At 70.6% G+C, this 19,284-nt stretch carries 23 protein-coding genes and 1 tRNA gene; 8 read left to right on the forward strand and 16 right to left on the reverse strand.

The window, feature by feature from the left end; genetic code table 11:
• Positions 1 to 29: 29 nt before the first annotated feature.
• The 4 genes from ABJD39_RS05235 to ABJD39_RS05250 form a co-directional block, all read right to left on the reverse strand.
• Entirely contained in the window at positions 30 to 1,967 is a 1,938-nt protein-coding gene (locus ABJD39_RS05235; RefSeq protein WP_348612790.1) for a DUF2070 family protein, read from the reverse strand.
• A gap of 109 nt (positions 1,968 to 2,076) precedes the next feature.
• Complete coding sequence (locus ABJD39_RS05240; RefSeq protein ID WP_348612792.1) at positions 2,077 to 2,631, reverse strand: GMP synthase subunit A; 555 nt, start codon at positions 2,629 to 2,631, stop codon at positions 2,077 to 2,079.
• Positions 2,632 to 2,702: 71 nt separating this feature from the next.
• Positions 2,703 to 3,269 (reverse strand): DUF7097 family protein, encoded by a 567-nt coding sequence (locus tag ABJD39_RS05245; RefSeq protein WP_348612794.1) that lies wholly within the window; start codon positions 3,267 to 3,269, stop codon positions 2,703 to 2,705.
• 33 nt (positions 3,270 to 3,302) lie between these two features.
• Positions 3,303 to 3,446: a rubrerythrin-like domain-containing protein gene (locus ABJD39_RS05250; RefSeq protein WP_348612796.1), complete on the reverse strand. Its 144-nt coding sequence runs from the start codon at positions 3,444 to 3,446 to the stop codon at positions 3,303 to 3,305.
• Positions 3,447 to 3,698: 252 nt separating this feature from the next.
• Between ABJD39_RS05250 and ABJD39_RS05255 the strand changes: the two genes are divergently transcribed.
• The 4 genes from ABJD39_RS05255 to ABJD39_RS05270 all read left to right on the forward strand — a co-directional run bounded on the left by ABJD39_RS05255 (position 3,699) and on the right by ABJD39_RS05270 (position 5,476).
• Positions 3,699 to 4,079, forward strand: coding sequence for a DUF192 domain-containing protein (locus ABJD39_RS05255; RefSeq protein ID WP_431357869.1), 381 nt, complete (start codon positions 3,699 to 3,701; stop codon positions 4,077 to 4,079).
• Between the two features lie 88 nt (positions 4,080 to 4,167).
• Positions 4,168 to 4,506 (forward strand): hypothetical protein, encoded by a 339-nt coding sequence (locus ABJD39_RS05260; protein WP_348612798.1) that lies wholly within the window; start codon positions 4,168 to 4,170, stop codon positions 4,504 to 4,506.
• 92 nt (positions 4,507 to 4,598) lie between these two features.
• Positions 4,599 to 4,928: a hypothetical protein gene (locus tag ABJD39_RS05265; RefSeq protein ID WP_348612800.1), complete on the forward strand. Its 330-nt coding sequence runs from the start codon at positions 4,599 to 4,601 to the stop codon at positions 4,926 to 4,928.
• Positions 4,929 to 5,002: 74 nt separating this feature from the next.
• A complete protein-coding gene (locus ABJD39_RS05270; RefSeq protein WP_348612802.1) occupies positions 5,003 to 5,476 on the forward strand; it encodes a redoxin domain-containing protein in 474 nt (157 codons plus the stop codon).
• A 146-nt stretch (positions 5,477 to 5,622) separates the two neighbouring features.
• Here ABJD39_RS05270 and ABJD39_RS05275 read toward each other — a convergent pair.
• Positions 5,623 to 5,707: transfer RNA gene (locus tag ABJD39_RS05275), tRNA-Ser, on the reverse strand.
• Between the two features lie 109 nt (positions 5,708 to 5,816).
• On the opposite strand from ABJD39_RS05275, the gene ABJD39_RS05280 reads away from it, so the two are divergent.
• Positions 5,817 to 6,785, forward strand: a complete 969-nt coding sequence (locus ABJD39_RS05280) for an AAA family ATPase (protein WP_348612804.1) — start codon at positions 5,817 to 5,819, stop codon at positions 6,783 to 6,785.
• A gap of 24 nt (positions 6,786 to 6,809) precedes the next feature.
• On the opposite strand, the gene ABJD39_RS05285 is transcribed toward ABJD39_RS05280, so the two are convergent.
• The 11 genes from ABJD39_RS05285 to ABJD39_RS05335 all read right to left on the reverse strand — a co-directional run bounded on the left by ABJD39_RS05285 (position 6,810) and on the right by ABJD39_RS05335 (position 15,771).
• A complete protein-coding gene (locus ABJD39_RS05285) occupies positions 6,810 to 7,304 on the reverse strand; it encodes a DUF7519 family protein (protein WP_348612806.1) in 495 nt (164 codons plus the stop codon).
• Entirely contained in the window at positions 7,301 to 8,647 is a 1,347-nt protein-coding gene (locus tag ABJD39_RS05290; RefSeq protein ID WP_431357870.1) for a DUF58 domain-containing protein, read from the reverse strand. The genes ABJD39_RS05285 and ABJD39_RS05290 overlap by 4 nt, the downstream gene beginning before the upstream one ends.
• Positions 8,644 to 9,345 (reverse strand): DUF7269 family protein, encoded by a 702-nt coding sequence (locus ABJD39_RS05295; RefSeq protein WP_348612808.1) that lies wholly within the window; start codon positions 9,343 to 9,345, stop codon positions 8,644 to 8,646. Before ABJD39_RS05295 ends, ABJD39_RS05290 begins: the two co-directional genes overlap by 4 nt.
• The gene (locus ABJD39_RS05300) at positions 9,342 to 10,376 is read right to left on the reverse strand and encodes a DUF4129 domain-containing protein (RefSeq protein ID WP_348612810.1); all 1,035 of its coding nucleotides are present in this window, start codon (positions 10,374 to 10,376) and stop codon (positions 9,342 to 9,344) included. The genes ABJD39_RS05295 and ABJD39_RS05300 overlap by 4 nt, the downstream gene beginning before the upstream one ends.
• Before the next feature lie 107 nt (positions 10,377 to 10,483).
• On the reverse strand, positions 10,484 to 11,593 hold the full coding sequence (locus ABJD39_RS05305; protein ID WP_348612812.1) for a zinc-dependent alcohol dehydrogenase: 1,110 nt from the start codon (positions 11,591 to 11,593) through the stop codon (positions 10,484 to 10,486).
• 166 nt (positions 11,594 to 11,759) lie between these two features.
• Positions 11,760 to 12,191: a universal stress protein gene (locus tag ABJD39_RS05310; RefSeq protein ID WP_348612814.1), complete on the reverse strand. Its 432-nt coding sequence runs from the start codon at positions 12,189 to 12,191 to the stop codon at positions 11,760 to 11,762.
• A gap of 65 nt (positions 12,192 to 12,256) precedes the next feature.
• Entirely contained in the window at positions 12,257 to 12,469 is a 213-nt protein-coding gene (locus ABJD39_RS05315; RefSeq protein ID WP_348612816.1) for a hypothetical protein, read from the reverse strand.
• Positions 12,470 to 12,544: 75 nt separating this feature from the next.
• On the reverse strand, positions 12,545 to 13,090 hold the full coding sequence (locus tag ABJD39_RS05320; RefSeq protein WP_348612818.1) for a response regulator: 546 nt from the start codon (positions 13,088 to 13,090) through the stop codon (positions 12,545 to 12,547).
• 322 nt (positions 13,091 to 13,412) lie between these two features.
• Positions 13,413 to 13,814, reverse strand: a complete 402-nt coding sequence (locus ABJD39_RS05325) for a glutaredoxin family protein (protein WP_348612820.1) — start codon at positions 13,812 to 13,814, stop codon at positions 13,413 to 13,415.
• A gap of 47 nt (positions 13,815 to 13,861) precedes the next feature.
• A complete protein-coding gene (locus ABJD39_RS05330; protein WP_348612822.1) occupies positions 13,862 to 14,692 on the reverse strand; it encodes an ABC transporter permease in 831 nt (276 codons plus the stop codon).
• Entirely contained in the window at positions 14,689 to 15,771 is a 1,083-nt protein-coding gene (locus ABJD39_RS05335; RefSeq protein WP_348612823.1) for an ABC transporter ATP-binding protein, read from the reverse strand. Before ABJD39_RS05335 ends, ABJD39_RS05330 begins: the two co-directional genes overlap by 4 nt.
• Positions 15,772 to 15,920: 149 nt before the next feature.
• On the opposite strand from ABJD39_RS05335, the gene ABJD39_RS05340 reads away from it, so the two are divergent.
• The 3 genes from ABJD39_RS05340 (at position 15,921) to ABJD39_RS05350 (ending at position 19,099) form a co-directional block, all read left to right on the forward strand.
• Positions 15,921 to 16,982, forward strand: a complete 1,062-nt coding sequence (locus ABJD39_RS05340) for a zinc-dependent alcohol dehydrogenase family protein (protein ID WP_348612824.1) — start codon at positions 15,921 to 15,923, stop codon at positions 16,980 to 16,982.
• 69 nt (positions 16,983 to 17,051) lie between these two features.
• A complete protein-coding gene (locus ABJD39_RS05345) occupies positions 17,052 to 17,987 on the forward strand; it encodes an alpha/beta hydrolase (protein WP_348612826.1) in 936 nt (311 codons plus the stop codon).
• Between the two features lie 173 nt (positions 17,988 to 18,160).
• The gene (locus ABJD39_RS05350; protein WP_348612828.1) at positions 18,161 to 19,099 is read left to right on the forward strand and encodes a DUF7351 domain-containing protein; all 939 of its coding nucleotides are present in this window, start codon (positions 18,161 to 18,163) and stop codon (positions 19,097 to 19,099) included.
• Positions 19,100 to 19,284 lie beyond the last annotated feature (185 nt).

The raw sequence follows: 19,284 nt of genomic DNA on the forward strand, positions 1-19,284 counted from the left end.
GGGCCGAATCGGTACCGAACGGATGACCCTCACGCGCCGGTAACGAAGAACAGCAGCATCGAGATGGCCAGCGACGCGAGGATGACTGCCGCCGCCAGCGCGCCGCCCATCGAGACGGCGGCGTTGGCGTGGCTCGCGAGCGACTCGGTCCGGTCGTTGCCGAATATCGTCACCTCGGCGTGCTCGGTGGCCATTCCCGCCTCGACCGGTTCGATGTCCGCGGCGGCCCGGGTGACTACGTCCACGACCACGTCTGTGAGCGCGTCCCGATCGATAGCGGCGCCGACCTGGTTGTCGGCCTCCACGGTGTTGACGATGTGTGTGTCGGTCGTCATCACCTCCGCTTCATCGGCGTCGACCGCGTCGACGACCGCGTCGACCACGTGACCGCGGAGGCCGGGCTCCATGTTGTTGCCGTCGACGAGCACGTAGGCGGTGGTCTGCGCGTCGTCGTCTCCGTCGCCGTCCGCGTCGACGTCGGCCACCATCGCGCGGACCCCGAGCGGGCCGATCCCCTCCTCGGGAGTCCACTCGGTTCGCTCCCAGGCGACGCCCACCGAGAGGTCGCCCCGCGGTGCGACCGCGAGCTGCTCGCCGGCACGGCGCGCCGCCTGCATCATGTCGAACGACCGCGTCGACCCCGGCGTCACGTGGCCCAGATCCGGGCCCTCGAGGCCGTCATTGGAGTTGTGAGCGTCCACGAGCAGCACGTCGTCGAGCCCTTCTGTGCGCGCTTCCGCGGCCGTCGAGAGCCCGACGGCGTACTCCACGTCGTCCGCGAAGCCGGGCGCGAACGTCGAGACGAGCAGGGCGTCGTCGTCGAAGGCCTGTCCCAACAGCGACGCCTCGCCGGACGTCGTGCGGATGCTTTCGGTCGCCTCGGGCGAGTAGGTGAGCCGCTCGTGAGCGCGGCCGGCCGCCTCGACGACGGTGTCGACCTCGCGCTCGGTGACGAGGTTGAAGTCGTGTCCGGCGGTCGCGTGCGGCGGGAACGCGAGCCCGTCGGTCGCGGCGGCGACACGGGCCGGGAGGTTGCCGCCGCCGATCTCCCCCATCGGGCCGGGGTGGATCATCGGCAGCACCCAGCGCGCCTTCTCCTCGCCGTCGGGCGTGCGGAACGCGAGGACGGTGACGGGGACGACCGCCTCCTCGCCCAACTGCTCGAAGAAGTCCTCCAACTCGCGGGTCCCCTCGGCGACGTGACCGATGAATCCCTGAAGGAAATCGAGCACCGAGACGCCGAGCGTGTTGCGCCACGGACGGTCCACGACGTAGAGGAACGTCCACACCGCGCCCGCGTACAGGGCGCACGTCAGCCCGAGCACGAGGAAGTGGTCCGGACTGATGGCGGACAGCTCCGGCGGCGCCTCCTCCGGTCGGGCGAGGTACGGCATGAGGAACGTATCGAGCAGGGGGCCACCTACTTCGAGCAGGCGGAGCGTGCCGCTGTAGACGAACAGCAGCACCGCCGCGACGGCGGTCTGGATACTCGCCGGCACCGCCGCCACGGGGAGCGACGACCGCGAGACGGCCATGATCACGAGCAGGCGGACGGCGAACACCGACGCCAGCGCGACGACGAGGACGTCGAAGACGAACCGCTGGCCCAGCGGGGTCAGGTACGCGACGAGCGCTCCCACCGCGAGGAAGGCGACGATGACGACCTCACACACCAGCGCCAGCAACGACGAACGGTTCGGCGTGAGTTTCCCCCCGACGAGCCGGTCGACCCAGGCGGTGGCGAGCCCGGCGACGATCGTCGGGATCCCGATGAAGAACACTCCTTCCCAGGCGTCGCGCCCGACGAACAGCACGCCGCGCCACACGACCGACGTCTCCGGGCGCTCGAACGCGCCGACGCCGGCGACGGCCGCCAGCAGGAGGGCGAACGCGACCGACGTGTACCACGACGGCGCGCGGAAGATGAACCGCGAGAGGCCGGCGAGGTTACTTTGGGTCGCAGTCATACACGTTGACGGTGGCGGACGCGTGGGGGACGTAAAAATGAGGCGTACTCGGCGCGCGGGACGGTAGCGCGTGACAGGAGCTGTGGAGCCCGCCCGAAGACCGGGACGATTACCGACAGATCTCGACGAAGTTCTCGAAGACCTCCTGCCCGCGCTCGGTGTGGCTCACCTCGGGATGCCACTGGACGCCGTAGCGGTCGCGGTCGGTGTCGGACATCGCCTCGACGCCGCAGACGTCGCTGTCGGCGGTGACGGTGAACCCCTCGGGCGCCTCGACGACCTCGTCGGCGTGGCTGGCCCAAGTGCGTGTCTCCGGCGCGAGTGACCCCACGAGCGGGTCGTCGTCGTCGAGGATCCGCACGTCGACGTCGGCGTAGCCGCCGTACTCGCCCGACTCGACGCGGCCGCCGAACTCCTCGGCGATGAACTGCAGCCCCAGGCAGATGCCCAACACGGGCACGTCCAGATCGAGGTAGTCGGCGCAGCGGCCGACGCGGTCCATGCTCGGTCCTCCCGAGAGGACGAGTCCGTCGGCGTCGATATCAGCGGGGTCGGTGTCGTTGTCGAGGATCTCCGTGTCGACCCCCGCGTCGCGAAGCGCCCGGCCTTCCAGGTGCGTGAACTGTCCGTGGTTGTCGATGACCACGATGCGCGGCTCGCTCATACAGAGGGTTGCGCGGACGTGGTGAAAAACGGCCCGCTTCTCGCCGAGGGATGCACGGATGTGCGTATTCGTTACCCGTCGTCGCCGTAGCGTTCGCTGGCGGCCGAGAACCCCAGTTCGCCGAGCTCGTCGCTCCGGCGGCTCTCACGTTCGGCGACCGCCTCGGGGTCGGGGCTCGCGTCGTCGTCAACGCGGGCGAACGACCGGTGGACCTTCGTGTGACACCACCGACACAGGCCAACCGTGATCTCGTGAGACGTGCTCCGGTCCGTGTCGCCGGCTTCCGGTTCTCGGGCGCCGCCCGCGTCGCCCGTTCCCTCGCCGTACGAGAGGTGGTGCTCCTCCACGAGCGGCCGGCGGTCGTCGTGGGCGATGCGGACCTCCTCCAACCCACACCGCGCGCACTCCTTGGCGTCGGTCGTCGACCGGTAGTGGGGGCAGTCACGCCAGTCCGCGTCCTCGTCGGCGGCGACGCAGGCGTAGTCAGCGCGGCGACGACTCGCGGCGAACTCGGGGGCGTCGCCCGCGCGGTCGAGCGCGAACCGGCAGCGCCCGTCGCCGGTGAGGTGATCGCAGCGGCCGGCGAACTCGTACGGGTCGTCGACGCCGACCGGCGTCCCGTCTGGCGTCCGCTCCATGGGACTCCTCGCGTCGGGTCCGACAAAAAACGCTCACTCCCGCGGGACGCTGATGTCCTGCAGGTCGCCGCCGCATTCGGGACAGGTTCCCGGACTGTGCTCCGCCTCGGTACGCGCCGAGCACTCCCGGCACTCGAAGACGCGCACCGTTCCGGTGTGGTAGGGGTCTGGGCGCATCGGTGTATGGTAACGTACCACATAGCAATAAGTGGCGCGGTGAGTTCCCTCTCGAACGCACCGTTTCACCGCGCAGTCGTTCGATCTCGTCGCGTAGCGGTACCTGCCAACGGACGGCCATAGGCGAACCGGTTGGTCGAGACCAACGGCCGCCGACCGAGTCCCGGGTGCGGCCACGGAACGGGCGACCACCGCCGGATCGGGATCGGTGAAACGGATACGTTCATACCGACGGGCCGTCCACCACGCCCCGTGCGAGTGATTCACCGGGCCGGGGCCATCGACCCCGAGGACGAGTCGCCGTCGGCGCCGCACGAGCACGTCCTCGCGACGGACGTCGACCTGGCCGACTCGCTCCGGTCGCAAGCGCGGGGGCTGATGTTCCGTCGGTCGGTTCCCGACGACTACGCGCTCGTGTTTCGGTTCGACGAGGTGGACTCACGGAGCCTCCACATGCTGTTCGTCCCGTTCGCCATCGACGCAGTCTGGCTCGTCGAGGGCGAGGTGTCGAAGGTGAAACGGCTCCGGCCGTGGATCGGGCTCGGCTGGGGCACCGCCGACACGATCATCGAGCTGCCGGCCGGCGCCGCCGATGACGTGGACCCCGGCGACACCGTCGAGGTCGTCGAGTAGCGGCCGCGCCGGACCCGAGAACTGCGGCGGCACGTGGGCCGCACCCCGGTCGGATAGCGTTATGTCGGGTCACCACATCGTCCCGGCCATGCGTCGAGCAACACTGGCTGGGGCGCTGCTCGTCGGGAAGGGGCTCGACGCCGTCTCGACGGTGGTCGTGCTTCGACTCTCCGACTCCGTGCGCGAGTCAGTGCCGCTGTCGCGGGCGCTGATGGCGTGGCTCGGTCCAGTCGGCGGAATGGCGGTACTCACCTTGATCACGATGGTCGCGGTCGGGTTGCTTGCGGAGTCCGGGGTCCTCATCGACCGTCTCGTCGACGGCGAGACGCCGGAGTGGTACGTACCGGGGCTGCGCGCGACGGTGTATCTCGGCTGTGCGACGTGGTTCGGATCGGTCGGCCTGTGGAACTTCTCGCATCTGCTGTGATCGCGGGCGAGGAGGTCGGCGGCGCTGACGCCGGCGTCGGCGATGCGTCGGATCTCCGGGAGTATTTATCGGATGCGGCCTAACCGCCCCGCGTGAGCTACGTCGTGGAGGTGAAGCCGTCCGCACGCAAGGCGAACGCGGCCGTCGGCCACGCCGTGCTGTACGGGGGCGCCCGCCGGGAGTTCGGCGACCGTAACGCCGCGGAGGCGTGGGCCGAGGGGCTCTCGACGGGCGCCGACCGCCCGGTGTGGATCCACGCGGCCCACCCTGCCGACCGCAGCGACGTGGACGCGTATCTCGTCTCGCGCCAGCGCCAACTGCTCGACCTCGACGGCGCGTACGACAAGCGACGGCGACGCCTCCGCGGCGACGACGGCGGCGATCCGGGGACGCTCGACGCGTACGCCGACGGCGGGGAGTGACGGTCCGAACGGGAGCCGGGCCGTGCACAACCGGAGAGGATTTAGTAGCCGGGAAAACGGTACGTTCTGTTGACATGGTATCCGAAGGCGACGCCGCGCCGACGTTCACCGCGACGTACAAGGGCAGCGACCACGAGACGTTCGACCTCGCGGACCACCTCGGCGACGGGCCGGTCGTGCTCGCGTTCTTCCCCGGCGCGTTCACGCCGCCGTGCTCCAACGAGATGGTGGCGCTCCAGGAGCACCACGACGACTTCGCCGCCGCCGGCGCGACGCTGTTCGGCGTCAGCGCCGACTCGGCGTTCTCCCTGGGCGCGTTCGCCGACGAGTACGACCTCGAGTTCGGCCTCGTCAGCGACACGGCCGGCGACGCCATCGAGGCGTACGACCTCTCGATCGACATCCCGGACCTCGGCCTGTACGGCGTCGCCAACCGCGCGGTGTTCGTCATCGACGACGCCGGCGACGTGACGTACGTCTGGGAGACGGACGACCCGACGAACGAACCCGACTACGAGGAGCTGCTGGCGGCTGTCGAAGACGCCTGAGCGCGGTCTCCGGAGGGTTCCCACGTTCGTGAGTTCTCGTTTTTCGAAGTGTTTCGCACGACGGGGAGCCACTTCGCTCGCGATGTCGGTTTGCTCACGGGTGCGAGCGCCACAGCGGGCGCTCGCAGAGACATTCGCGCGAGAAGCGCCGAGGGGGAGATTTGAACTCCCGAGTCCGAATGGACAGCAGATTTCGAATCTGCCGCCTTGGCCAGGCTAGGCTACCTCGGCTCACCTTCACGTCCGGTGGTCAGCCTGTAAACCGTTTCGGTTCGATCGACGGTGTGTCACGCCTCCCCGAAGCCCGAGGCTTCTTGCCGGTCGAACGCCCCAACCGGGTATGGACGTTCCCGACGCGAGCGCGGCCTGTACGGACGTGCTCGACACCCTCCGCGCCGCCATCGTCGCCGAGGACGCCTTCTTCGAGGACATCCTCCTCGGCCTGCTCTCCCGCGGGCACGTGCTCATCGAGGACGTGCCCGGCACGGGCAAGACGCTCACCGCGCGGTCGATGGCGACCGCGCTGGGGCTGTCGTTCTCGCGCGTGCAGTTCACCCCCGACCTCCTTCCGTCGGATGTGACCGGCACCACCGTCTACGACGAGGGGACCGGCGAGTTCGAGTTCAGCGAGGGACCGATCTTCGCGAACGTCGTCCTCGCCGACGAGATCAACCGCGCGCCGCCGAAGACGCAGGCGGCGCTGTTGGAGGCGATGGAAGAGGAGCAGGTGACCGTCGACGGTACCACCTACGAGCTGCCGGAGCCGTTCTTCCTCATCGCGACGCAGAACCCCGTCGAGCAGGCCGGCAACTTCCCGCTTCCGGAGGCACAGCTCGACCGGTTCACGGTGAAAACGTCGATGGGCTACCCCGATCTCGACGGGGAGATCGAACTCCTGCGCCGGCGTGCCGGCCGCGGCGAACAGGACCCCAGCGTCGAGCCGGTGCTCGACGAGGAGCGGGTGCTCGGCGCCCGCGAGGCACCCGAATCCGTCCGCGTCCACGACGACCTGCTGGAGTACATGGCCGCCGTGACGCGCGCCACCCGGGGGGACCGCCGCGTCGCGGTCGGGGTGTCGCCGCGGGGCACCCAACGCCTCTTCGAGGCGGCCCGCGCGGCGGCGACGCTCGACGGGCGAGCGTTCGTCACGCCGGACGACGTGAAGCGCGTCGCGACTCCGGTACTCGCGCACCGGCTGGTGCTCACGCCGGACGCGAGCGTCGACGACGTGGCGAAAGTCGACGTGCTCCGGGCGGTGCTCGACCGCATCGAGGTTCCGACTGTCAGCGACGCCGAAGCGGCTGAATAGCCAGGCGAACGCCACACAGTCGAGTTACCGTACCGCGCTCACCAACGCGATCGCCCCGACCAGCAGGAACACCAGCGCGACGACCGGCTGCCCCCCGGCGGCGGCGACGTAGACGCCGAACGACACCGCCGCGGCGACGGCGCCGACGGCGACGGAACCGGCGGCGTGAGTCGCGACGTTTCTGGTCGCGTCCGTCTCGCGCCCGAGTTGCTCGCCCAGGCCGACCGCGTGCTCGCCCAGATCCCACGACAGCGCCGCCGCGAGCCCGCCGACCAGGAGCGGTCCCGGTCCGGCGCTCGAGAGCCCGCCGGCCAACAGGACCCCCGCGACCAGCGCCGTCGCGCCCGCGCCGAGCACGCGACGCGACCCCGCCAGCGTGCCGATCGTGACGAGCGCGACGCCCGCGACCGCGACGCCGCCGCCTGGCAGGGATACCAGCCCAAGCGCCGCCGCGCCCACCGCTGCCGAAAGCGCCGCCAGCGCGACGCCGAGCCGTGGCGGCTTCCGCGTGACCGTCATCGCGACCACCGCGCGTCCGCGCGTTCGAGTTCGGTCGCCAGCGACGCCTCCCCCCAGTCGAGCACGCGGATCCCCGCCGAGCGGAGCCGCGAGACGCGGTTCGCCCGCTCGACGCCCGCGAGTCGGTGCCCCGGCGTGTCGTCCGCCGTCGGGTCCGGTGAGATCACCGTGACAGCGTGGCCGTAGGCGTCGAGCCGTCGGGCGACCGTCGCGGCGTAGTCGTCGGGCAGCGGCGTGCAGAACAGCACCTGCGCGTCCGCGGGGAGCCACCGCCGGAAGCGACGCACCCACGTGGTCGGGAGGAAGCGCTCGTCGCTCGGCGTCGGCGCCAGCGACGGGTGTGTCGCCAGCAGCTCGCGGGCGCGGGCGGCGTGGTCGTCGCCGACCCCGGGGTCGAGCCGACAGTCCCCGGGGGCGAACGCCGCGACGCCGACCCGGTCGCCGCTGTCGAGCAGGGCGGGCACCGCCTGCGCGGCCGCCTCGACGCTCCGCTCGACGGCGTTGGGCGACTCGGGGTCCGGCGCGAGGTACGCCTCCTCGCGGGCGTCGATGCAGACGACGACCGTCGCCGCGCGCTCCTCGCGGAACTCGAGCGTCGACAGCTCGCCCGTCCGGGCGTACCGCGCCCAGTTTACCCGCTTTGCAGGGTCGCCGTGGCGGTACTCCCGCGTCGAGTGGAACTCGATCCCGGCGCCCCCGACGTCCGTGGGCACACGCCCCGAGTAGACGGTCGTAAGTCCGCGCAGCGGAAGCGACGCGGTCGCCTCCAGCTCCGGCGCACACCGCAGCGCCGTCGCGCCCTCGGCGTCGATACGGGCGTCGCGCTCCCTGGATCCGCTCGGGTTCCGCGCGAGCACGTGGACGGGGTCCCACTCGTGGGCGCCGCGGATCGCCGTCACGCGGTAGCTGAACGTCGCCGTCCGCCCCGGCCGAAGCGCGGTCCCGAGCCGCGCCGGGTCGTCCGTCGCCAGCGCGGCGGGGACGCCGTCGACCACCCGGAGGTCCGGGAGCACACCGTCGCCGTCGTTGCGGACGCGCAGCGTGACCGTCACCTCGTCGCCCGGATTGGGGGTCGGATCCGACAGCTCGCGCTCGATCGTCACGGCGAGGTCGGGCGCGGCGTCGCCGCGGGCGTACGCCGCGAACGCGACGCCCAGCGCGCCCACCAGCACGAGCGGCGGGTGGCGCAGCAGGACGCCGAGCCCGACGGGCACGAGCGCCAGCGCGGCCATCCCCGTCCACCGCCCGGTGGGCACGACGCCCTTCGGACGGATCTGTCCGAGCGGGTCGACGTTGCGGCCGTTGGCGCCGGTCGACTCTCGACCGCCGGCGGCGCCCGTCACCGGCGCACCTCCGCGAGCGCGTCGCGGGCGGCGGCGACCCGGCGACGACCCGCTCGGCGGACGCCGGCGAGGACGTACCGGGGGACGCTTCGGGCGCGTTCACCCCCGGTGGCGTCAGAGGCGACGCTGTCACCGTTGTCGACCGCAAGGCCGCCGGCGTCCGCTCTGGCGGTCGCCAGCGCGTCGACGGCGTGGACGACCCCGTAGCGGAACTCCGCGTCCGCGCCGAGCAGCCGTCGCAGGCGCGCCCCGGGCGGCGGCGGCACGTCCGAGCCGAGGAACCACGCGGCGACGGGATCGTCGGTCCAAGTGCCGTCGTCGACGGCGGCCGAGACCTCGCCGTCGGCGTAGTCGCCGCGGGCGCGCAGCGTCTCCTCGGCGACCCGGCGGAGGTGCTGGTGGAACTCCCGGCGGCGCTTGATGCTGGCGCGGGAGAAGCCTCCTCGGGTGAGCAGCTCGTCGTCGGCGTCGCCGGGGACGGGTACCTCGTAGCGATCCTCCGGATCGCCCGTCTCGATCGCGCGGTGTTCGGCCGTCCGCGCCTCGTTGGCGTACCGGAGCCCCTGCACGAGCGCGAGCACGCCCGCGCCGGTGACGAACACGTACGTCAGGTCGAACAGCCCCGCGAGCCCCCGCTGTGCGACGACCACGAAGCCGAACGCGACGGCCGCGACGCCGACCGCGGCGACGGCCCTCATTCGCCGTCACCTCCGCGAATTCGGTCGTCAGCGGAGTCGGCCTTCGGCGAGTCCGCTGCGTCCGGTGAGTCCGCTGTGTCCGGTGGCTCCCCGTCGGCGTACGCCTCCTCGATCCGCCGGAGCGCGGCGACGGCCTCGCGTTCGCGGTCGGGGGTCGCCGGCTCGTCGCCGTAGCGGACCGCCTCGAACACCTCGGTGAGCGTGGTCACGTCCTCGCGGGCCATTCCGGCGTCGACAGCGGCGGCCGCGAACTCCGCCGGCGTCGTCGACCGGGGGTTGTCGACCGCCAGCGCGCCCGTCATCTCGCGCCACGCGCGGTACACCTCGTTCTCGAGATCGGCGTCGGACTCCAGCCTGTCGGCGGCCTCCCCCGCCCGGGCGCCGACCGCCTGCCGGCGCTCGGGGACGGGTGGCTCCGGCGGCTCCCCCGCGAGATCGTCCTCGTCGTCGCCGGTGGAGACGAACAACAGGAGGACGCTCCCGAGGATCGCGACGACCAGCAGCAGTCCGACGAGGGCCGTCGGCGCCGAGAGCGCCTCGCCGGCGGCGTTGGCGCCCGAGGATCCCCCGCCCGCCGGGAGCAGCGAGGTGTTCTCGACGGCCGACTCGGTGGCGCCGAGGGCGACCGCCGTCGGGTTCGATCCGCACGAGATGAGCACGAGGTACAACACCCCGAACGGGAACAGCGCCGCCGCGACGAACAGGCCGCTGATGAACCACGATCTCGTCGTCCGGTACATCGACGCGAGGAACAGCCCGACGCCGCCGAGGAGGGCGAGCTGTACTCCCGGTTGAGTGAGGAACTCGACGCAGACGCTCAACTGCAGCCGAGCCTCCCCGGTCGGCTCGTCGCCGCCGAGGTCGATCGCCCCGTCGCTGTCCGCGCCGATACCCGCGTCGTCCGGGGCGGTGCCGGCCCCGAAGCCGCCGGCGGCGCTCGTCGTCGCGGAATCGAGCGTCGCGGCGGCGACGCCGAGCGCGAGCACCGCAAGGAGGGCCAACGCCGCGGTGACCAGCGTCCGTCTGTCCACGATGTGGTCCGGTAGCGCGTGCCCCGATTAAGGGATTTCGACGCCAGCGGGCGGACCGGCCCGAGCGTCGTCGCTTGCATGGCGACCCCGTCGCGGAATCGGCCCGGTCAGTACGTCAACAGTACCTGGAGCGCCTCCGCCGGCCGACGGTCGAGGAGGTCGTACGCGTCGGGCGCCTCGGCGACCGGGAGCCGATGGGTGACGAGCCGGTCGGTGTCGATCTCGCGCAGGCGGCGCCACGCCGTCGCGAGGCGGCGCCCGACGGTCCACCGCCCGCGACGCTCGGGCGCGAGCGTGCTCACCTGGCTGGCGCGGATGTCGATCCGGCTGCGGTGAAATCGCCCGTCGAGCGACAGTTCCGTCGGCTTGGTGCCGTACCACGACCCGACGACGACGCGGCCGTCATAGCCGGTCGCGTCGACGGCGTCGTCGAGCGCCGCCGGGTTGCCCGACAGCTCGTAGGTCAGATCGGCGCGGCCGGGCCAGCGCGACTCGTCGCGGTCGTCGGCCCCCGTCTGCGGCGTCGCCGTCACCGAACCCGATGGCTGGGTGGCCGACGGGTCACCCGCGCGGTCGCTTCCCGGCCCGTCCGCGAACAGGGACGCGGGGTCGACGGCGTCCGGATCGACGCTCCGGTCGGCACCCATCGCCTCGGAGCGGTCGCGTCGGCTCGCGATCGGGTCGACGGTCACCAGCTCCGCGAGGGGGAACGACGACAAAAGCGCCGTCGTGAGCAGTCCGATGACGCCCTGCCCGAACACGACCGCGCGCTCGCCGATCGCGGGCTCGCCGTCGAGCGCCAGCGTCACCGCCGTCTCGACGTTCGGGAGGAACACGGCCCGCTCGGGCGGGATACCCTCGGGCACGCGACTCACCGCGTCGACCCCGACGACGAACTCGCTGGCGTGCGGGTGAAACGCGAGCACCGTCTCGCCGCGCCACGCCGGGTCTACCTCCGGACCGACGGCGGTCACGGTGCCGACGGTGGCGTAGCCGTACGGGAACGGGTACGAGAACGACCCCGACAGCGACGGGAGCGTCTCGTCGACGGCGGTCTCAGGATTCATCTCGCCTCGATACAACAACAGCTCCGTTCCGGGACTGATCGCCGACACCGTGGCCTCGACGACGAGTTCGCCGGGCCCCGGGTCGGGCACGTTCGTCTCTTGTACCGCCACTTCTCCGGGACCGGTGAAGTAGACCGTCCGTCCCGTCACGAATCACCACGCCCCCGATGTGGCGAGGGTGTTGCGGGCGAGACCGACAGACGCGCTCGCCGGGAGCGCGTCCCGTGCTGCGTCCTGCGCTGTCATCTTCCATACCAGGGACTACATCCCTATAATTGCTCGGGCGAGATCGCCGGACAGACCGGCGATAGTGTCGTCAGTCCTCGTCCTCGCGGTGGCGAACCGTGAGTACCGGAACGTCCGAGAGGCGGACGACCTTCTCGGTGACGCTGCCGAGCAGGTAGCGACCCAACCCCGTGCGCCCGTGCGTCCCCATGACGACGAGGTCGATCCCCTCGTCGTCGACGTACTCGAGTATCTCGCGGTGGGGAACGCCGGTCCGCACCGCGGTGATCGCCGTCACGTCCGCAGCCTCTGCGCGTTTGGCGACCTCGTCGGTCGACTCCTGTGCGCCGTGTTCGAGCGTGTCGTAGAGCGACCCGAGCCCCTCGTTGACGGTGTAGATCGGCTCGACGACCGCGAGCGCGTGCAGCGTCGCGCCGTACGTCTCGGCGAGGTCGATCGCCCGCTCGATCGCCCCGTCGACGGCCGTGCTCCCGTCGGTGGGAACCAGAATGCGTTCGTACATGTACACATCGACGCGGGCGAACACGTTGGATCCAGTGGATGGTTCCTGAAATGTGGTGACCGGCGTTACCTGACCGTACCGAGATTCGCGAGGAATGCCGCGTACACCACCAACAGCACGACCCCCTCCCAGACGGTGAGCTCACGGTCTTGCGTGATGAAGTAGTACAGCAGCGTCGCGAGCACCATCACCGGGAGGGCGTACCTCCGGACGCCCTCGGGGACCGCGACGGGCGCGATCAGGCTCGGGATACCCATCACGGCGAAGGTGTTGAACACGTTCGACCCGAGGACGTTGCCGACGGTGATCTCGACGGCGCGCGAGCGGCGTTCGTCGACGCGACGGCGAGCCGCTCACGCGAGGTCGCTGAACGCCGCCTCCGCGCCGACTGCGTCCAAGTGGTTGTCGAGATCGGTTCGGATCGACTCGAGGTCGTCACACAGCGTCTCGTACGCGGTCGTCGAGGTCTCGCCGGCGATCTCCAGTGCCGCCTTCTTCGACGCGAGCGCGAAGAACTCCTGGCTGCGCTCGTCGTAGGAGGCGCGCTCGATCAACACCTCGACGAGCCCGATCAGTTCGGGCCGGTCGACCGGCTTGGTACGGTAGTCGTCGAACGGCATCTCGACGATGTCGGCCGTCGGCTCGACCGCGGTGAGCATCGCGACGCGACAGTCGATCTCGGCCGCACACAGTTCCCGGAGCACGTCCTCGCCGTTCATCCCCGGCATCCGTCGATCGACCAGCGCCACGTCGACCGAGCCGTCGGCGACGGACAGCGCCTCCTCCCCGTCGGTCGCCGTCCTGACCTCGTATCGGTCCTCGAGGTACGCGCTGTACAGCGAGACCAGCGCCGGCTCGTCGTCGACGAGGAGGACGGTCGCGTTCTCGTCGTCGTTCACGGCTCCCCCAGCCTCCGTCGTCTCGGCTCGATCATCGGTGAAGCCATACGGTGGCTGGCTTGTCGCCCCCACAAATAGGCACCCGTCGAAGTATTAGGGATGATAACGAACTGAATCGTCCGCGGAGCGGTTCCCGACCGAGACGGCTCGGGGAGCCGATGTCGAACGGTGCGTCTCCGGACTGCGTTGCGAGGGCGAGGGTCGATTTCGTATCGCAGTCAACAGTGTATAACCGCCGGAGGAGCGAGCGATACATGGCTGTCGGTGGAGTGAAAACGGTACTTCCAAAAGCTGAAACAACCGTCAGATCGGTCTAATAGCCCTAGAACGGCGCTTCCGGACCCGCACCGTCGGTCGAATCGGAGCCGACCGCATCCGTGTCGGCGTTGAGCGTCTCCGCGAGTTCGCCCCGTTCCTCCAGTTCCGCGAGGATGTCGCTGCCGCCGACGAACTCGCCGTCGACGAACGTCTGCGGGATCGTCTCCCAGCCGCTTTCGGCCTCCAAGGCCTCGCGGAAGGCGTCGAGATTTTTGAGAGTGTCCACCGTCGCCACGTCGCCGCGGTACTGGCTGATCAGCCCGATCGCACGCTTCGAGTAGCCACACTGGGGCATCCGAGCGGTCCCCTTCATGAACAACACAACCTCGTTATCGGCGATCGCGTCGGCCGTGCGCTGGTGCGCCGCCTCGGCGTCGATTCCTTGGCTTGCTGGATCGAACGTCATGGTACCGTCGTGTCGGGGCGACCGGATAGGGGTTGCGCCGTGGTTCGTCAGTAGTCGCCGAGCACGCCGAGGCGACGCGCCCGCCGCGTTGCGTACTGGAAGACGACGTAGCCGCCGGCCAAGTAGCCGACGGCGACGCCGACGAGCAGCGCGAGATCCGCGAGCGGGAACTCCCACAGCCGGACGCCGTCGACCATCGCCCGCTGGAGCATCGCGCTCCCGTGGGCCAGCGGCAGCGCCCGCAGCCACGGCTGGTCGAGCACCGGCGCGGAGACGAGCACGACGAAGCCGAACTGGAGGAGGTTCAGCCAGTTGCCGACGCGCTTGTACAGGACAGTGACCCCGCCGGCGGCGAATCCCAGCCCGAGCACGGAGACGATCGCCAGCCCCGCGACGACGACGACCGTCAGCGGCGCGATCTGCAGCGACGTGCCCGTCGTGACGAGCATCACCGCCAGCACGACCGCGGAGGTGAGGAACGTCCGGATCACCTTGGCGACGCCCTTCAGCAGCGCGACGGGGGCGAAGCCGAACGGCGTGGTGACGTGCCGCTCGAGGGTCCCCCACTGCACCTCGCTTGCGATGTCGTTGGACACCGACGAGTACGCGCCGACCGCGAGGATCCACAGAAAGTAGCCGACGACGATCCCCTCCAGCGAGTCAGCGAGCGCCTGCCCCGCCAGCAGCCGGCCGCCGAAGAACAGCAGTCCGAAGAACACCAGCGAGATGACGATCCCGCCGATCGCGTTCGCCGGATACCGGACGAATATCAGGAACTCTCTGTAGAGGACCGCCCGAGCGAGATCGAGATATGTCGCCGGACGCGGGTCGTCGCCGGCGGCGGCGCCGTCGTCGACACCCGTGTTTGCGGCCGTCATTGCGCGCCCCCGTCGTCGCCGATCGCCGCTGCCTGCTGGTTCCCCGCCCGTCGAGCCTCGGGGTCCAGTGCGGGCGGAGTGGACTCCGTCGTGCCACGCTCGCCGGTCAGGCGGACGAACACGTCCTCGAGGGTCGGCTCGACCGTCTCGACGCGGTCGAGCGTCACGTCGGCCACACGCAGCGCGTCGAACAGGTCGTACACCGCGTCGCCGTCGGTGCGGACCGTCAGCGTCGGCGGGTCGGCACGCACGTCCGCGTCGGCGACATCGAACCGCCCCCGGAGGTCGTCGATCGTCGCCGGCGAGAGGTCGTCGCTCGCGACGCGCACGCGATAGTCGGCGACGGCGCCGAGCAGCCGCTCGACCGCGTCGTCGGCGACGATCGACCCCTCGGACATGACGATCACGCGGTCGCAGACGTCCTCGATCACCCGCATGTCGTGGCTGCTCACCACGACCGTGAGGTCCTCCTCGTCGGCGAGCCGGCGGATCTCTCGTCGGAGCGTCCGCGATCCCTCCACGTCGAGCCCCAGCGTCGGCTCGTCGAGAAACACCAACTCCGCCCCGCCCGCGAGCACGCTCGCCAGCGACACCTTCTGTTTCATTCCCCGCGACAGTTCTCGGACGGGTGTATCGGCCCTGTCGGCCAGGTCGAGCCGGTCGAGCAGGCGGGCGTGACGGTCGGCGACCGAGTCGGGAGCGACGCCGCCGATCGTCGCGAAGTATCGGAGGTTCTCCCTGACCGTCAGCCGCCAGTAGTCGTTGCGCGCGCCCTCCAACATCGCGTCCACGTTCGCGTAGGTCGCTCGCCGCCCGTCGCCGGCGTCCCGGCCCAACACCCGGACCGTCCCCTCGTCGGGGAGTATCGTCCCGAGGATCGACTTGATCAGCGTCGTCTTCCCGGCGCCGTTGGGCCCCAGCAGGCCGACGACCGAGCCGCGGTCGACGGTGAACGAGACGTCGTCGACCGCGCTGACTGCGTCGTCACCGGAGCCGAACCGTTTGGAGAGCCCCTCGACAACCAACGCGGGCGTCGCGTCAGGATCGGGGTCGCGTCCGTCCCGCGTCGTCGATGCCATTGTCAGGAATAGTCGTGCGTGGCGGATAAGGGGTGTGGCGACGGCGGAGACGCCCCGCATGTCATGGACCTCCGACCGCCGTTCGGGGGATCGCAGCGATCCGAACTGGCAGGAATAATTATGTCAACAGTACCTAACTATCGTGTGTCATGCGAGCAGCAGTCCTGCGCGAGCACGGCGAACCGCTCGACGTAACCGAAGTCGACGACCCGGAGCCGGACCCGAAGGGTGTGGTCGTCGAGGTCGAGGCGTGCGGGATCTGTCGGTCGGACTGGCACGGCTGGCAGGGCGACTGGGATTGGTTGGGCATCCAGCCCCAACCCGGTCAGATCCTGGGTCACGAGCCTGCGGGGCACGTCACCGCCGTCGGCGAGGACGTGACGAACTTCGCCGAGGGCGACCACGTCGCCGTCCCGTTCAACCTCGGCGACGGCACGTGCATGCAGTGCCGAACCGGCCACGGGAACACCTGCGAGAACCCGATGCCGCTGGGGTTCGTCGAGCCGGTTCCCGGCGCCTTCGCCGAACTGGTTCACGTCCCGGCGGCCGACCACAACCTCGTCCATCTCCCCGACGGCGTGGGCTCCGTCGATATGGCGGGACTGGGCTGTCGGTTCATGACTGCCTTCCACGGGCTGGCCCACCGGGCGCCCGTCGAGGCGGGCGACTGGGTCGCCGTCCACGGCTGCGGGGGGGTCGGCCTCTCGGCGGTCCACGTCGCCGACGCCCTCGGCGCGAACGTCGTCGCCGTCGACCTCGACGACGACAAGCTCTCGACGGCCGAGGAACTGGGGGCCGCCGAGACCGTCAACGCCGGCGATACCGACGACGTGCCGGAGGCGGTGCAAGCGCTCGCGGGGGGCGGCTGTCACGTCTCCGTCGACGCGCTCGGTATCGCCGAGACGTGCCGCAACTCCGTGCTCAGCCTCGGCACGCGCGGCACGCACGTCCAGATCGGGCTCACCACCTCCGAGGAGAAGGGGATGGTGGAGCTCCCGACGGACGCGATGGTGATGAAGGAGATCGAGTTCGTCGGCTCGCTGGGCCTCCCGCCGACGCGCTACGACGAGATCTTCCGGATGGTCGCCCGCGACAAACTCGATCCCAGCGCCGTCATCAGCGAGACGGTGTCGCTGGACGACGTGAACGACAAGCTCTCGGCGATGACCGACTTCGGGACCGAGGGGATCCCGGTGATCGACGAGTTCTGAGGGGGAGAAACCGGGTCGTCGGCACCCAAATCACGGGCGATTTAGTATCGGCCGTGTGAAGGTTCACCAGTGCACGCCGACGAGATCGATCCGCAGGCCCGAGCGGCGGTCGAGCGACAGGACCGCTTCCCTCTCCCGCACAGCCGGTACGGGTTGAAGCTTCTCCGACTCGTCACCCGCCCCGTTACGTGGGTGCAGAACCGGAACCCGCCGAGCGTCGGCGCCGTCGCCGATCGGTCGATCCCCGGCCCCGACGGGGACCTCGACGCCCGCCTCTACCTCCCGGACGACGACGGCCCGTTCCCGACCGTCGTGTTCTTCCACGGCGGCGGGTTCGTCCTCGGGAGCATCGGGACGCACGACTGGCTGTGTCGCCACCTCACGAGGGAGAGCGGCTGCGCGGTCTGTTCCGTCGACTACCGCCTCGCTCCCGAGCACCCCTTCCCCGCGGCCGTCGAGGACACCTACGCCGCCGTCGAGTGGGCGGCCGCGAACCCGGGCGCCGTCCGAGGAACCGGGACCGTCGCGGTCGCGGGCGACTCCGCCGGCGGGACCCTCGCGGCCGCCGTCGCCCTCATGGCTGCCGAGCGTGACGGGCCCGAGATCGCTCACCAGACGCTCCTGTACCCCAGCGTCGGCGTCAACCCGGATCAGGCATCGATGCGCGACCACACGGGGATCGTACTCGACGAGGCCGACATCGAGTGGTTCGGCGACTGCTACTACGGGAACGACATCCACCGGCGCAACGCGTACGCCGACCCGACGAACGCGGGCGACGTCTCCGGAGTCGCCCCCGCGACCGTCGTCACCGCGGGGTTCGACCCCCTTCGCGACGGCGGCCGGGCGTACGCCGAACAGCTCGTTCGTGACGGCGTCGCCACGCGCTACGTGAACTACGAGGACATGGTCCACGGCTTCATGACGATGCGCGGCGTCGATCGTACTCACGAGGCGATCGCGACGGTCGCCGACGAGATCGCGGACGCGCTCGCCGACGGGTGACCGCCGGTCGACCGGCGCGCGAGTCGCCGTAGCGGTCGGATCAGCAGGCGCCGTCCCCCGCGCCCGCCGCCGCGCCGGCGCGCGCACAGCTGGCGGCGCTCCCGCGATCGAGGCCCTCTCCGGCCCGCACGCGGAGACTCAGATTTATGCGATCCGGCGTGTTATTTGTTCACATGGCCCCGCCGTCGGAGTCACGGGACGCGTCGACGTTGGCGCCCGACGACGCGTTCACGCTGCTGGGCAACGAGACGCGGATCGCGATCCTCCGTGCACTGTGGGAAGCGTACGAGCCCTACGAGGACGGCAACGCGGTGCGGTTCTCGACGCTGTACGACCGCGTCGGCGCCGACGACAGCGGCAACTTCAACTACCACCTCGGGAAGCTGACGGGTCATTTCGTCCGCCGCGTCGAGGACGGCTACACGCTCGCGGCGCCCGGGTTCGAGGTGATTCGGGCGCTCGTCGCCGGCGGTGCAACCGAGACGGCGACGCTCGACCCGTCCGAGGTCGACGCGACCTGCCCACGGTGTGCGAGCGCGCTCGCCGCCTCCTACGAGGACGGGACGATGTGGCTCCGATGTACCGGCTGTGTGGGGTACTGGCCCCGCCGCGACGGCACGGTGTTCGGCTTCGGCCTCCCACCGGCCGGCCTTCGCGACCGCGACCCAGACGAGGTGTTCGCCGCGACGGTCGCCTACTCCGTCCGGCGGTTCGAGACGATGGTCGACGGCGTCTGTCCGGAATGTGGCGGTCCGACCGACGCGTCGCTGTCGGTGTGTGCCAACCACGACGCCAGTGACGGGATCTGCGACGAGTGCGACGTGGCGTTCTGCGGCGTCGTCCGGTTGGAGTGTTCGGCCTGCCGCTTCGCGTGGCGCAGCCCCAGCTACGCGCCGGCGTTGAGCCACCCCGCCGTCGTCGCCTTCTATCACGACCACGGCGTCGACCACAACCCAGCCTCCTGGCCGGCGATCCGTCACGGTCTGGAGTGGCGCGAGGAACTCGACTCGCCGGACCCGCCGCGCGTCCGGCTCCACCTCGACCGCGACGGCGACGAACTCGCGATGACGGTCGACGCGAACGCCGTCGCCGTGGTCGCCGCCGACCGCTGACGACCCCGAGATGTCCGCTCCCGTACAGTAGCCATATACGGAAACCGACTGGACAGTAGCGTATTTCTGCGCGAAGTTATACTCCAGTCGGGGGTATCCCTCCACGAGGGACAGCGCGGCAGGGATCTCCTGCGATCGCCGCGAACGACCCGAGCAGTCGGGGCGGGACGACCTCGCCGCGCGAG

Origin of the sequence: Halobaculum rarum (assembly GCF_040025155.1) — an archaeon.
Classification (GTDB): Archaea; Halobacteriota; Halobacteria; order Halobacteriales; family Haloferacaceae; genus Halobaculum; species Halobaculum rarum.